At 36.0% G+C, this 14,949-nt stretch carries 15 protein-coding genes; 12 read left to right on the top strand and 3 right to left on the bottom strand.

Annotation, left to right across the window (positions count from 1 at the left end; genetic code table 11):
- Positions 1–89: 89 nt before the first annotated feature.
- The 12 genes from CQ022_RS06190 (at position 90) to gcvP (ending at position 12,866) form a co-directional block, all read left to right on the top strand.
- Complete coding sequence (locus CQ022_RS06190) at positions 90–956, top strand: VOC family protein (protein WP_105681855.1); 867 nt, start codon at positions 90–92, stop codon at positions 954–956.
- A 48-nt stretch (positions 957–1,004) separates the two neighbouring features.
- Positions 1,005–1,838 (top strand): SDR family oxidoreductase, encoded by an 834-nt coding sequence (locus tag CQ022_RS06185; RefSeq protein WP_105681856.1) that lies wholly within the window; start codon positions 1,005–1,007, stop codon positions 1,836–1,838.
- Positions 1,839–1,946: 108 nt separating this feature from the next.
- A complete protein-coding gene (locus CQ022_RS06180) occupies positions 1,947–2,375 on the top strand; it encodes an ATPase (protein ID WP_105681857.1) in 429 nt (142 codons plus the stop codon).
- Positions 2,376–2,463: 88 nt separating this feature from the next.
- Positions 2,464–2,922 (top strand): SRPBCC family protein, encoded by a 459-nt coding sequence (locus CQ022_RS06175; protein WP_105682749.1) that lies wholly within the window; start codon positions 2,464–2,466, stop codon positions 2,920–2,922.
- A 117-nt stretch (positions 2,923–3,039) separates the two neighbouring features.
- Positions 3,040–3,498 (top strand): hypothetical protein, encoded by a 459-nt coding sequence (locus tag CQ022_RS06170; RefSeq protein WP_105681858.1) that lies wholly within the window; start codon positions 3,040–3,042, stop codon positions 3,496–3,498.
- A gap of 174 nt (positions 3,499–3,672) precedes the next feature.
- Positions 3,673–5,676, top strand: coding sequence for a S9 family peptidase (locus tag CQ022_RS06165; RefSeq protein ID WP_105681859.1), 2,004 nt, complete (start codon positions 3,673–3,675; stop codon positions 5,674–5,676).
- A gap of 467 nt (positions 5,677–6,143) precedes the next feature.
- On the top strand, positions 6,144–6,698 hold the full coding sequence (locus CQ022_RS06160) for an RNA polymerase sigma factor (RefSeq protein ID WP_228421575.1): 555 nt from the start codon (positions 6,144–6,146) through the stop codon (positions 6,696–6,698).
- An 11-nt stretch (positions 6,699–6,709) separates the two neighbouring features.
- A complete protein-coding gene (locus CQ022_RS06155; protein ID WP_105681861.1) occupies positions 6,710–7,042 on the top strand; it encodes a hypothetical protein in 333 nt (110 codons plus the stop codon).
- A 91-nt stretch (positions 7,043–7,133) separates the two neighbouring features.
- Positions 7,134–7,391 carry a hypothetical protein gene (locus tag CQ022_RS06150; protein WP_105681862.1) on the top strand — a complete coding sequence of 86 codons (258 nt, stop codon included), beginning with the start codon at positions 7,134–7,136 and terminating at the stop codon, positions 7,389–7,391.
- 138 nt (positions 7,392–7,529) lie between these two features.
- A complete protein-coding gene (locus tag CQ022_RS06145) occupies positions 7,530–8,174 on the top strand; it encodes an alpha/beta hydrolase (protein ID WP_165791632.1) in 645 nt (214 codons plus the stop codon).
- Between the two features lie 548 nt (positions 8,175–8,722).
- The gene (locus CQ022_RS06140; protein ID WP_105681864.1) at positions 8,723–9,370 is read left to right on the top strand and encodes a J domain-containing protein; all 648 of its coding nucleotides are present in this window, start codon (positions 8,723–8,725) and stop codon (positions 9,368–9,370) included.
- A 637-nt stretch (positions 9,371–10,007) separates the two neighbouring features.
- The gene (gene gcvP / locus CQ022_RS06135) at positions 10,008–12,866 is read left to right on the top strand and encodes an aminomethyl-transferring glycine dehydrogenase (protein ID WP_105681865.1); all 2,859 of its coding nucleotides are present in this window, start codon (positions 10,008–10,010) and stop codon (positions 12,864–12,866) included.
- Positions 12,867–12,957: 91 nt separating this feature from the next.
- Here the strand turns inward: gcvP and CQ022_RS22725 are convergent, their stop codons facing one another.
- The 3 genes from CQ022_RS22725 to CQ022_RS06120 all read right to left on the bottom strand — a co-directional run bounded on the left by CQ022_RS22725 (position 12,958) and on the right by CQ022_RS06120 (position 14,948).
- Positions 12,958–13,215 carry a hypothetical protein gene (locus tag CQ022_RS22725; RefSeq protein WP_123864394.1) on the bottom strand — a complete coding sequence of 86 codons (258 nt, stop codon included), beginning with the start codon at positions 13,213–13,215 and terminating at the stop codon, positions 12,958–12,960.
- 39 nt (positions 13,216–13,254) lie between these two features.
- Positions 13,255–14,088, bottom strand: coding sequence for a hypothetical protein (locus CQ022_RS06130; RefSeq protein WP_105681866.1), 834 nt, complete (start codon positions 14,086–14,088; stop codon positions 13,255–13,257).
- Between the two features lie 437 nt (positions 14,089–14,525).
- Positions 14,526–14,948, bottom strand: a complete 423-nt coding sequence (locus CQ022_RS06120; RefSeq protein ID WP_105681868.1) for a hypothetical protein — start codon at positions 14,946–14,948, stop codon at positions 14,526–14,528.
- Between the last annotated feature and the right edge of the window lies 1 nt (position 14,949).

The raw sequence follows: 14,949 nt of genomic DNA, 5'->3' as shown, positions 1-14,949 counted from the left end.
GTTCAAATGCAAGGGCATAAGATATCTTTTGCGGTTGCTTCATGAGGAAGCTAGAAGTATAAATACACCCCTTATTAAAATGTAAAATTATGAATAAAGATATTTTCCCATGTCTCTGGTATGATGGAGACGCCAAGCAGTCTGCCGAATTTTATTGTAAAGTTTTTGGAGGCGAAATTACGGCAGATACTCCTGTGGTGATGAACATTGATTTGTTTGGGCAAAGATTGATGCTTCTGAACGGAGGTCCTCAATTCAAAAAAAATCCTTCCATATCTTTCATGGTGATCTGTGAAACAGAAGAGGAAGTTCAAAAATACTGGGATCAGTTACTGGATGGCGGTATAGCGCTAATGGAACTGGGATCTTACTCATGGAGCCCAAAATACGGATGGGTTCAGGATAAATATGGAGTAACATGGCAGTTGTTTCTGGGCGAAAAAGCAAGTGATCAGAAAATAGTTCCTACCCTGATGTTTATCCATCAGAATAATGGGAAAGCAAAAGAAGCAATGGAGCTTTATACCAGAACTTTTCCAAATTCCAGCATAGGAAGCATATTAACCTATGGAGCAGGAAGTGAAGGACATGATATTCCGGAACCGGCAGAAAATGTTCAGCATGCTCATTTTGTGATTGACGGTTACAGCTTATTCTGTATGGATAATTCCTATGACCACCCATTTGATTTTAATGAAGGAATATCATTGGTCGTGATGACCGATGACCAGGAACAAACCGACAGATATTGGAATACCTTTACAGCAGACGGAGGCAGAGAAAGTATGTGTGGCTGGCTGAAAGATAAATATGGATTGAGCTGGCAGATTGTTCCTAAAAGACTCATTCAGTTAATGAACGATTCTAATCAGGAAAAAGCTTATAAAGTAGTTCAGGCAATGATGAAAATGCAGAAAATTATCATCCAGGATCTGGAAGATGCTTATCAGTCATAAATATTTTTCGGCGTATTGTTTGATGTAATTTAGAGAAAAGATTTGCTTATGAAGACACAGAACAAATCACAATCTAAGTCAAAAGTCCCTAAAGAAGGGGTATTTCCGGAAATTATTCGGAACGATTATCGGGGAAGCCGGAAGTTGCAAAATAAAAAAGCGGTTATTTCCGGGGGAGACAGTGGCATAGGACAGGCCGTTGCTGTTCATTTTGCCAGAGAAGGGGCTGATGTCGCTATTATCTATAAAGAAAGTGATGATGATGCCAAAGAAACCCAAAAACTGGTTGAAAAAGAAGGACAGAAGTGCCTTTTGATCAAAGGTGACCTTACCCGGAAAGCTTTCAGGGAAAAATGTGCAAATAAAATCAAAACCCAATGGAAAAGCCTTGATATTCTTGTGAATAATGCAGGAATTCATACTTCCAAAAGCAGTCTGGAGAAAATCTCTGATGAACAGATTCAGGAAACATTTGATACCAATATCATTTCCATGATTTCTTTCACCAGAAATTTTCTTCCGATTATGGGAAAAGGAGGACGGATTATCTGCACAACTTCTGTCACAGCGTATCGTGGAAGCGATCACTTGATTGATTATGCAGCTACAAAAGGAGCTGTTTTGTCTTTTATCCGTTCATTGGCTGATAACCTTGCGAAAAAGGAAATTCTGGTGAACGGAATTGCACCGGGGCCTATTTGGACACCTCTTGTAAAAGAAGCTTTTGATGACCTTTCCCAATTTGGAAAAGATACTCCGCTGAAACGAGCTGGTCAGCCATCAGAAGTAGCACCGGCTTATGTTTTTCTTGCTTCCAAAGATGCAAGCTATATTACGGGAGAAGTCATTCATATTAACGGAGGTGATTTTGTCGGAGGATAATTAGAAGTTAGAGGCTAGAAGTTAGAAGTGTCTATAAAATAACTCTCTTACCCTCAAACCCTCCAACCACCCGCAACCTATTATCTACTATCTAAAACTTAAAAATATATGGAACGATTATCATATGAAATAGAAATCAATGCCGAACCTGAAAAAGTATGGAGTGTCCTTTGGGGAGATATTACCTATAGGCAATGGACAACGGCATTTACAGATGGTTCTTTTTATGAAGGAACTTTAGAAGAAAACAATATCATCAAATTTCTTGATCCCAAAAATAATGGAATGTACAGCAAAGTACTAAAAGTCATTCCTAATGAAGAAATTAAATTTCTACATCTGGGAGAAATTTATGAAGGTATCGAAGTTGCGAAAGATTGGGGAGAAGCAACAGAAGCTTATTTTCTTGAGGAAAATGACGAAGGAACGTTACTGAAAACAGAAATTCAGACTCCCGCAGAATTTAAAGATTTTTTTGAAGAAAAATTTCCAAAAGCAATGGCGATTGTTAAGCATCTTTCAGAAAATCAGCTGTAAATAATTTAGTTAGAACGAAAGAAAAAATCATTGAGCTTTAAGATTGCTTCGCTTGGCTCGCAATGACCAATCTAAAAAAATGAAACAAATGGAAACCTTATCATACGAAACAGTAATTGATGCTCCTTTACAAAAAGTATGGGACATCCTCTGGAATCCGGAAACCTATAGTGAATGGACAAAATATTTCGGTGCAGGATCTGTCATGAAATCAGACTGGAAGGTAGGAGGGAAAACCTATTTTCTGAATGCTCATGGTGAAGGAATGGTTTCAACCATAGACAGCCTGGATGAACCTAATCAGATTGTTTTTAAACATCTGGGCATGGTAGATAAAGAAGGTAATGAAGATACACAAAGCAAAGAAGTAATGGAATGGAACGGAAGCTTTGAAAAATACTTTCTGATCGACTTTGGCGGGAAAACAAAACTTCATGCCGAAGTTCAGGTGGAAAAACAATGGCAGGATCACATGAATACAGGATTTACAAAAGGGCTGATGGTGGTAAAAAGCCTTGCAGAAGGCGTAAGTTTTGGATCAGTATAATGAAATTCAAAGTTCAAGGTTTAAAGTCTAAAGTTGAGGTTTTGATCCTGAATCCTAATCCCTGCTACCTACTACCTACTACCTGCCACCTATAACCTCTCATCTATACCCTAAAAAATGAAACTACTCGTAATACTTTTCATCACCTGTATTCTGGCTTTGCTGGGAACTTTTTTGGTTCAGGGAAAACCAGATTTCATATTTTCAGGCAATCTTGGAATGGCTGTTTTCATCATATTTACAGGTTTTTCCCATTTTAAATTTCAGAAAGGAATGGCGATGATGATTCCGGATGTTATTCCTGCCAGAATGTTTTGGGTATACTTTACAGGAGTACTGGAAATTGCAGCAGGAATTGGATTGATGATTCCGGCTATTCGTGAAATTACTGCTATTTTACTGATCATTTTTTATGTATTGGTTTTTATGGCCAATATCAATTCTTCCAGGAAAAAGATTAATATTTTTAAAGCCGATTACACAGGCCCGGGAATGAAATACCTTTATACTCAAAGAATTCCCATGCAGATTATCTTAATCATCTGGACATGGTATTTCGGAATATACTTACACTAAATAATAAAGACAGTCATTGAGGCTGTCTTTTTCATATAATTGATATTTTTTAAAATTAATTGTTAAAATAGTGTAACGTTTTATAGGGATAGCGTGTCTTATTATATAAATGCATTTATTTTTTATTGTTTTGAAAATAAGTGCCTATATAACTTTAACCTTAAAACAGAAGTTATGAAACTAAATCACAACATTTTCGGTACAGCATTTATTGTACTATCTACCATCATGACCAATGCACAAAGCTCTACTGCCGCACTGCCGGGAGATCCTACTTTACCATCTTCCAAAGCCAGTCTTGAGAAACTTATTTCTTATGACAAAGGTAATTTTAAATACAAAGTGGAAGACTACTTTGCAAGACCAAAAGCTTCAGCATTTAAAATCTCTCCTGACGGGAAGTTCCTTTCCTATAAAGAAAAAGATCATGATAAAAAGAATCATGTCTATGTAAAAGACCTGAAAACAGGAAAAATTACCAAAGCTATTGTAGAAAAAGATGACCTGGTAAGAGGGTATGGCTGGCTGAACAAACAACGTCTTTACTACACTCAGGATAGAGGAGGGAATGAAAATATTCATTTGTATGCCACAGATATCGATGGAGGAAATCAGAAGGATTTAACACCATTTGACGGAGCAAAAGTACAGTCAATTATTCCTATAAAAGATACAGACTTTGTTGTGGTTACCATGAATAAAAACAATAAGCAGATCTTTGAACCTTTTAAAATCAATTTCGTTACCGGAGAAATAACTCAGCTGTATGAAAATAAAGATGTCAACAGTCCTATTGACGGCTATATTTTTGATAAAGACGGAACTTTGAGAGGATATAACATTCTTAAAAACGGACTGACTACAAAGACATATTATAAAGATCTGCAGACAGGAAAATTCAATCTGATTAAATCTGCTGACTGGTCTGATACCTTTGGAATTATTGAGTTTAATGAAAATTCTAAAAATAAAGATGAAGCCTATGTCGTAACGAATCTGGATAGTGATAAAGCCAGAATCGTACTGTATGATCTGAAGAAAAATGCAGTGATTAAAGAAATCTATTCCAATCCTGTATATGATGTAAGCTCAATAAGTACAGCCGGTAAAAACAGAAACTATGAACTGGATTTTATCAGCTATGAAGGAATCAAAGGAGAAACAGTTCCGGTAAGTAAATTTTATAAGGAAATAGATGACAAATTAAAATCTCAATTTGGAGACAAGGAATTTGGAATCGTTTCTTCTGATGATAATAATGATAAACTTTTAGTGGTTGTAGGAAGTGATAAACTGTATGGAACTTATTACGAATATGACACAAAAACCAAACAGACCAAGCTTCTTTACAACCTGATGCCTCAGCTGAAGGAAGAAGATATGGCTGAAATGAGGCCTATTGAATTTAAAAGCAGAGACGGATTGACCATCCGAGGATATATTACACTGCCTAAAGCCGCATTGGAAGGGAAAAAAGTTCCTTTAATCGTTAACCCTCACGGTGGTCCTCAGGGAATCAGAGACCGATGGGGATTTAACCCCGAAACACAATTATTTGCAAGCAGAGGCTATGCCACACTTCAGGTCAACTTCAGAATTTCCGGAGGCTATGGGAAATCATTCCAGAAAGCTGGTTACAAACAGATTGGAAGAAAAGCGATGGATGATGTGGAAGATGGAGTAAAATATGCTATTGAACAAGGATGGGTAGATAAAGATAAAGTAGCCATTTACGGAGGAAGTCATGGTGGATATGCAACCTTAATGGGATTAATCAAAACTCCGGATCTGTATACCTGTGGAGTAGATTATGTAGGAGTATCCAATATTTTTACCTTCTTTGCTTCCTTCCCGGAATACTGGAAACCCTACAAAGAAATGGTAAAACAAATCTGGTATGATCTTGACAATCCTGAAGAAGCCAAAATTGCTAAAGAAGTTTCACCTGTCTTCCAGATTGATAAAATCAAGAAACCTTTATTTGTGGTACAGGGAGCGAACGATCCAAGGGTGAATATCAATGAATCTGATCAGATTGTAAAAGCAATGCGTGCCAAAGGTTTTGAAGTTCCTTATCTGGTAAAATATGATGAAGGACACGGATTTGGAAAAGAACAGAACAGAATTGAACTTTACAAATCAATGTTAGGATTCTTTGCAGAGAACTTTAATAAATAAACTATTAATCTTATAATAATGGAAACGGAAGGCAAAAGCCTTCCGTTTCTTTTTTGTTATTGTGAGCGATTGAAAAAGTCATTGCGAACCGAAGGTGAAGCAATCTCATTATAATTGTTACATTAAGGGTTTAGAAAGTGGGAATGAATATACATAGAAACTTTTATCATTCATCACTTATTATCCTAGCCCCGATAGCAGCGGTTACCCCGGAGCATGAATGGGAGAGTCGGAGGGTAAGAGTGTAGGATGGTGGGGCGTGAGGAGTATGAGCGGATAGCGGGAAAAAGCTCCTTTAAACATAAGCAATGAGTAATGAGTAATGAGTAATCCGGGAATAATTGAGAAGATGAAAATGCTGATGGGTAAAAGAAAAATTGAATTGTAAGAAAAATATTTTAAATTTATTAAAGTAAAACCAAAAGATCAGCCGTCATAGCAATATGGAGGTTGTCGAAAAAATAACAATGCCACAGAAGGATAAAGAAAGTATCATCTCACAGACCGTTTCGAGCTACGGAGGGAAGCTGATGTCTTATATTCGTCCGAAAGTGAAAAACACGGAGGATGCGGAAGATATTCTGCAGGAAGTGTGGTATCAGTTCAGTAGCCTTACGAATATTTCGGAGATCGTAAATGTTGGTGGGTGGCTGTACAGGGTAACGGCGAATAAAATTACAGACCGTTACCGTAAAAAGAAAACGGAAAATCTTGAAGATTTCGTATATGAAGATGAAGACGGTAGTTTTTCTATCAAGGATATCCTTTTGATGGATGAAAGCGCAGGCCCTGAAGTGAAGATGTTTCAGGATGAGATCTGGAAGAAACTGTTTGAAGCTCTTGATGAACTTCCTGAAAAACAAAGGCTGGTTTACGTAGAAAATGAACTGAACGACAAAACCCTCCAGGAGATTGCCGATGAACAGGGAGAAAATATCAAAACCATCATCAGTAGAAAAAACTATGCTGTGAAGCACTTGAGAAACAGGCTGAGAAAGCTATACGAAGATTTAAAAAGTTAGAAAAAGAAATTATGAATCATAAACACAAAAAGGGCTGGATTTTTTTATTGTTATGTCCACCATTAATTTTAGCCGCAGTTACATGGATTGTAATGCTGCTTTGGAATTGCCTTCTCCCAGAGATTTTAGGCGTGAAAACCATTAATTTCTGGCAGGCAATGGGGATACTGATCTTAAGCAAAATTCTTTTTGGAGGTTTCCATTTCGGTAAGGGAATGAGAGATTTTAAGGAAAGAAAAATGAGAGAAAAAATGGAAAGCTGGTCGCCTGAGGAAAGAGAGAAATTCAAAGAAGTATGGAGAAATAAATGCTCAGGTGGATTCTTCAACAGAAACAACGAATAATTTGAAATTTTTAAAGAAGTAGTAAAGTAAAATTAGAATTCATTCGTCTCTATAAAAAATAAGAAGTAGTAAAATTTAAAATTTTGAAAAAATGAAAAATTCAGCATTAAAAGGAGCTCTTGGAGCACTAGCCGTTGTAGGCGTAGCCTTAATTGCCAAAAAAGCAGCCCAAAGAAAAAGATTCATCAAAGGTATTTTTGATGAGTACGGAATCAAAGAAAAATCACCTTTCGGACTGGCAGATAAGATCAGAGAAATGAATGACGAAGACTATCAGGAACTGAAAGGAAAATTTAAAAAAGAATTCAGTTCAAGATGCTGCAAAAAGGATAATACCTGCGAAGCATAATATCCTAAGAACTAAATTGAAATTGTTTAATTCCGGCGCGGGAAGCTCTGCTTCCCGCGCCGGAATTTTTTATATAAAACGGTTTCCACAAAGGCTTTTTAATACTATATTTGTTATTACTAAATGCTATTTCAGGTTATGATGAGGGTCAAAAATATTTTCATTACAGTATTTTTCTTTTTATCAATGATTGTGTTGGGGCAAAAGCCACAACAAAAACAATACATTTTCTTTTTACATAATAAATTTTTGGAAGATCATTCTTTTGGGGAAAAACATCCTAAATATGGTGTTGCAGAATATGAAACAATACTCAACAAACTAAGGGCTCAAAATACAGTTGTTATTTCAGAGAAAAGGAAATCAGATACAGATCCATCGGTTTATGCTGAAAAGGTAAAGAAACAGATTGATAGCCTGATGAAAAAAGGAATTCCGGCCGGAAAGATTACGGTTGTAGGAACTTCTCAGGGAGGATATATTGCACAGTATGTGTCTTATTATGAGAAGAATCCGCAATTGAAGTTTGTATTTATCGGAGCTAGTTTCAAAGATGATTCTTTGGAAAAGGATAAAAACTTCAGGTTGTACGGAAGAATTCTTTCCATTACAGAGAAATCAGATGACGGACATGTACGGTTATCACAGGAACAAAGGTTTATCAGATCTGGTATTAAAGATTTTAAAGAAATTGAGCTTAACACAGGATTGAATCATGGTTTTCTTTTTAAAGCGCTCAATGATTGGATTGTTCCCACTAAGGATTGGATTTCCCGTAAATAGATATTGGTAAGTTTATTACCTTTTAGTGGTTATCATTGAAGTTGTTGCGAAATGATCTGCGTAATCTGCGGGAAATACCTCTAATCGAAGTTGAGATTCCTCGCTATGCTCGGAATGACAAAAGTGCCGTTGAAATATCCATTTTACTTTTAGAGAAGTACAATTTTATCGGAGATAAAATCTTTGCGTCTTAAAAATATTCAGATAGCAGAAAAAACTTGGCGCCCTTGCGTTTTCCAACCTATAGATTACGAGCTGTATTGAGATTGCTTCACCTTCGGCTCGCAATGACAGCGTGACTGTTGGGGTAAAGGTTTCATTTTTTAGGAAAGTACAATTTTATCGGAGATAAAATCTTTGCGTCTTAAAATTATGCAGGTAGCAGAAAAAAACTTGGCGCCCCTGCGTTTTCCAACTAATAGATTACGAGCTGTATTGAGATTGCTTCACCTTCGGTTCGCAATGACTTTTTGATCTATACTTTCAACAAAATTTTACCATAAACATCAAACACAAAGAAAAATAAATCCTTATTTTTGTAATGCTCAATGAAAGATTACTACTATTTTCTCGGTATATCACAGGATGCTTCGGAAGAAGACGTCAAAAAGGCTTATCGAAAGCTTTCTTTAAAATATCATCCCGATAAAAATGACAATGACGATTTTTTTTCAGACCGGTTCCGTGAAATTCAGGAGGCTTATGAGACATTGAGTGATCCTGTCAGGAGGCGCTCCTATGATCAGAATTTAGAAAATCATCAGAGAAGTTTCAGGTATAATATTCCGCCTGCCATCAAAACTTTTACAGCGAATAAAATTCATGCGAAAAAAGGGGAGGAGATCATCATCAACTGGCAGACGAGCAATGCTGATGTGGTAAAGGTATTGCCTTTCGGATTAGAAAAGCCGTATGGAGAGAGGATCTTTAAGATCACAGAATTTAAAGATGGAAAATTCCAGCTTTTGCTTCATGCAACGAATTCTCTTTTGCACAAAACGGTTGTTCAGGGAATTACCATCACGGAAGTTTTTGAAAACGATTCTGAGAAATTCAAAAACTCGGTGGAAGAAATGTTTAAGCCACAACCCAGAACAAGAATTAACAAATCGGGTCAGCCTAAGATTATGATGCTGATTTGGGGAATTATTATCTTAGCAATTGCTGTTTATATCCTGATCAGAAACTTCAGCTAGTTTATGCCATTTTCTTTCTACCAGGACATTTTTTACATCTTTTCCCTTTCTTGAATTTTTTACAACACGATTTCTTTTCACAAAACATCTCTTCGTTATTGAATGAGTAAGGTGCCAATGGCGGAACTTTAAATGGAACAATCATATTCATGTTGCAAATATATTAATTTAGAATAAATATAATTAATAAATTTTCATAAAATTCTTTAAACCTGATGTATAGCAGAAGGAACCTGCTTTCAAAGCAATTAAAAGACTCCCTTTTCATGCCTGATAGCTTCTTATATTCACATAAATAATACGCTAATTTATACTTTGAATACAATTAAACTGTATGGATTATTTTAAAGGTAGACTTAATCAATAGAAAGAGACTGTTGAAAAATTCACATTATTTTTAATAAAGTGGAAAGTGTTTAATTGTGTGAAAACTGATGTTATTATTGTGTATTATGCATAGAATAGAGAGTGTGCTTGTTTGGATTTATGAAAACCCTGTTAAAAGTTTATTTAAAATAGAATGTGATAAAAATCACAAATATTTTTGTGAATGAGCACCCTGGAAATGCTCTTGTACAATCGTCTAAAAAATTGTAATTTTACGAATCTTTTTACAAACAAAATCTAATAAATAAAAATGAATACAGAACAGTTTGTGAGCCGTCACATTTCCCTTAATGAAGCCGATAAACAGGCGATGTTGGAAAAACTTGGCGTTTCTAGTATTGAAGAGTTAATTTCTCAAACCATCCCTTCTTCTATCCGTTTAGAGAAAGATCTTGAGATCTCGGAACCACTTTCTGAATACGAAATGTTGAACCACTCAAAAGAATTGGCATCTAAAAATACAGATTATACGAGTTATATCGGATTTGGATACCACAACACCCTTTTACCTTCAGCAATCCAGAGAAATATTTTTGAAAACCCTAGCTGGTATACGGCGTATACTCCATACCAGGCAGAAATTGCACAGGGGAGACTTGAAGCTCTTCTTAATTTCCAGACTGTAGTATGTGATCTTACAGGTTTCGCGTTAGCCAATGCATCTTTATTGGATGAATCTACTGCTGCTGCTGAAGCAATGCACATGTTCTTCAACAACAGATCTAAAGACCAGAAAAAAGCAGGAGCTAATAAATTCTTCATTTCTGATCTTGTACTTCCTCAAACAGTTTCTGTATTAAAGACAAAAGCTGAAGGACTAGAAATCGAAGTGGTAGTTGGAGATCATAAAACCTATCAGTTTGATGGTTCTTATTATGGAGTTTTATTACAATATCCTGGTAAAAACGGAATCGTTTTAGATTATACAGAAGATATCGTAGAATATAAAAAACTTGACCTTCAGGTAGCAGTTGCTTGTGATCCGATGGCTTTGGTAAAACTAAAGTCTCCGGCAGAAATGGGTGCTGACTGTGCAGTAGGAACTACACAGAGATTCGGTATTCCATTAGGATACGGAGGTCCTCACGCCGCTTTCTTTGCTTGTAGAGAAGATTACAAGAGAGACATTCCGGGAAGAATCATTGGGGTTTCCCAGGATATGTACGGAAGACGTGCATTAAGAATGGCGTTACAGACAAGAGAGCAGCATATTAAAAGAGAAAAAGCGACTTCAAACATCTGTACAGCGCAGGTTCTTTTGGCAGTAATGGCGGGGATGTATGCTGTATATCACGGTCCGAAAGGATTAAACTATATCGCAGATCAGATCCACTTTAAGGCAAACGCTTTGAAAAACGGTCTTAAGGCATTAGGATATCAGGTAGTAGAAGAGCCAATCTTCGATACAGTGAAAATGACAATGGCTGAAGAGGAGAAAGCAAGATTAGTAAGACTGATGCTTGATCACAGATTAAACCTTAACTATTTCACAGAAGGAGTAGTAAGTATTGCGATCAACGAAAGTACTACATTAGAGAAATTAAACTACCTAATGGCTTCTTTTGCTCAGTTTAAAGACAAGCAGACTTTCAAATTAGAAATAAAAGAAGGATACAGCATTCCTGAAGAAAACTTAAGAAAAGACGAAATTCTTACGGAATCAGTATTCAACAAATACCACACGGAAACAGAATTGATGCGTTACATCAAGCGTCTTGAGAGAAAAGATTTATCATTGACTCATTCAATGATTTCTTTAGGATCTTGTACCATGAAACTGAATGCAGCGACTCAAATGTTACCGCTTTCATGGGAAAACTGGGGTGCAGTTCATCCATTTGTGCCTGTAAATCAAGCTGAAGGGTATCAGGAAATGATCCGTGAACTGGAGAAAGATTTAGCAGAAATTACAGGTTTTGCAGGAACTTCTCTTCAGCCAAACTCTGGAGCTCAGGGAGAATATGCAGGATTAATGGTGATCAGAGAATATCACATTTCAAGAGGAGACCACCACAGAAATGTAGTATTAATCCCTCAGTCTGCACACGGAACAAACCCGGCTTCTGCGGCTATGGCAGGAATGAAAATCGTTGTGGTGAAAAACCTTGAAAACGGGGAAATCGACTTCGAAGATCTTAAAGCTAAAACAGAACTTCATTCAGCAAACTTATCTGCTGTAATGATTACTTATCCTTCCACTTATGGATTCTTTGATGCTAACATTAAAGAAATTACCAACCTTATCCACGAGCACGGAGGACAAGTATATATGGATGGTGCCAACATGAACGCTCAGGTAGGATTTACAAGTCCTGGAAACATCGGAGCTGACGTTTGCCACCTTAACCTTCACAAAACATTTGCAATTCCTCACGGAGGTGGAGGTCCTGGAGTGGGTCCAATTTGTGTTGCTAAACACTTAGTGCCTTTCCTTCCTTCTAATGCAAATATCAGAATTGGTTCTAAAGAAGCTATCGAAGGTATTTCGGCTGCTCCTTACGGTTCAGGATTGATCCTTAACATTTCTTATTCTTATATCAAAATGTTAGGAACTGAAGGTCTTAAAAAGGCTACAGGACACGCCATCATGAATGCCAACTACCTGAAAGAAATTTTAGCAGAGCATTTCCCAATCTTATATTCAAACGAAAACGGAAGAGTAGCTCACGAATGTATCGTAGATTTCCGTCAGTTCAAATCTTTAGGAATTGAAGTAGCGGATGTGGCGAAGAGATTGATGGATTATGGATTCCATGCTCCTACCGTTTCTTTCCCGGTTGCTGGTACATTGATGATTGAGCCTACAGAATCTGAAAGCAAGTCTGAAATTGACCGTTTTGCAGAAGCATTAATTTCAATCAAAAAAGAAATTGATGAAATCGCCAACGGTGAAGCAGATGCTGCAAACAACGTATTGAAAAATGCTCCTCACACAGAACAATTGGTAATCTCTGATTCTTGGGATAAACCATACAGCAGAGAAAAGGCAGCTTATCCATTAGAGTGGGTAAGAGACCACAAATTCTTCGCTTCTGTATCAAGAGTAGATGAAGCTTACGGAGACAGAAACTTAGTATGTACTTGTGAGCCGATTGAAGCTTATATGTAATCTCAGTTTTTTAACTATAAAAAATCCCTTTCAGTAATGAGAGGGATTTTTGTTTTCTGTCATGGCGAACAAAGCAAAGCAATCTCAAGACCTATTTCGGGAAATTATAAGAAAGCCACGTCATAAATGCCACCACACTCACCAATGAAATTAATGATCCATAAAAAAGACCAAAACCAAGATTTTTAAGAGATACAATTTTTACCGATTTTGAAAAATAAATCAAAGCTCCCATGACAAGGCAGACAATGAAAATTCCAATGATGGTTTCGAAACTGTCTAATAATTGTAACGATATGATTAATAAGAGTTGTATTACAATGGTGAGGGTGAGAAAAAAGTATTTCATGAAAGTGGTTATGAGTTGATTCAAAGATAGGTTTTTCGATTATTCAAATATCTTATATTTCTCTACATAATTTTCTTTTTCCTTAAAATGCCCTGTTTTTCGATCATAAAGAAAAATATATTCTACAGGAATTTTTTTGAAAGGATTATCAACAGAATAGCTAACCTGCTTACCATTAATAGTTTCAAAATCATACCAATCTCCTTGTGGAGTCTGCCCTTGTATCAAAAGAAGGTTTCCAGTGAAAGCTATATCATTGAAGCCATCATTATTGTAGTCTTTTATTTTTAATTTTAACTCATTAGGTTCATATACTTTATTGTCTTCATGGGCATCATATGTTCTGACCTCTCCCTCATAGATATTTACTAAAGAGTCTGCCGTTATTTTGTAAATATCATGGCCTCCGTTTCCATGCCCTGTTACTAGTGTTGTCAGCAAAAAAGGATTTTGTTTGGGGAAAATAGAAACAAATTCATGCCGTTCTGCTGATAAGATTTTGACAAGCTTCCCTTCTTGTGTTAGTAGGAGTTGATTTTTCCAGGGATATTCTGCGGAAGATCCTGTTTTCCAGTCGTATTCAATAAAATAATAATCCTGATCTGAACCATTAATTTTTACCTTTTTGAATACCGTTATTTTTTCATCTTCCTGATGAACAGGACTTTCATGAACATGGAGATCAAAAGCCTGTCGAAGATTTGTGATGAATTTAGAAGAATCTTTGATTGCAGGATAATCTGCAAGATATTCAAGGGGTATGGACATTTTAAGATTGGGATTCTCTTTGCCTGTCTGTTGAACACTTTCTTTTTTGTGAGTACAGTTCAAAATCAGTAAAGGTAAAAGTATTGCCAGAGGTATTTTTTTCATGAGTTTATTAGTTGCGAAAGTAAATTCTTTGAAATTTATTATATTTTAATGAGATGTCAGTCATTTAATTACTATTTTAAAACAAAATCACCTCCCAAAAAATTGAGAGGTGTCTTAGTGTTTAAGTTCCGGTTTTTTTACCTTCTTTTAAAGCTATAGGCAAGCAAAATGGCTACGCCCATAGTAACGCAGGTTATAATTGAAATGGTTTCAATTGAAATTCCACTTTTTATCTGTGGGTTTTCTTTTTCACACGAAAAAAAGAATAATAATGTCATGAACAGACATACCGATAGTAATTTTTTATTCATAAATGCATTTATTTGGTTATGAAACATTTACAGCAAAAAGTATACCGGATTTGTAGACTTTGAAAACATAGTGTTTCAGGGATTTTGATTACTTTTAGTTACCAACAAATAAATAGGAGAGTGGAATTATGAAAGGTAATTCAGCTTATGGACAATTTCTTCAATTAAACCTTGACTTCCAAAATAAGAGAATAAATGATTGATCAAAAGTCCGAAAACAGGAAGTAATTTCCCAAAGAAACCTTCAAAATAAATCATCGTAATGATAAGAAATACAAGGGCAAATAGATGCAATTTCCATAATTTTACTTTATAAGTCAGTATCTTGGTTTTTTCATTATAAGTAAATGCTCCTTCATCAATTAAAGATAAGTAATCGTTATTGCTTCTTGCCCTGGGAAAACCTTCATCGAAAGAAACAAATCCATGCCCGTAAAGAATGTTTTGAACCTTTTTCTCTCTTAACAGATCACGTACTGTATAGATGACCTCATCAGATGTTTTATCTCCGATGATTTCTCTTTCAAAAGTATAAGTAAATGGAAACATG

The sequence above is a fragment of the Chryseobacterium culicis genome, assembly GCF_002979755.1.
GTDB lineage: Bacteria > Bacteroidota > Bacteroidia > Flavobacteriales > Weeksellaceae > Chryseobacterium > Chryseobacterium culicis_A.
This window is presented reverse-complemented; position numbering and strand designations above follow the sequence as displayed.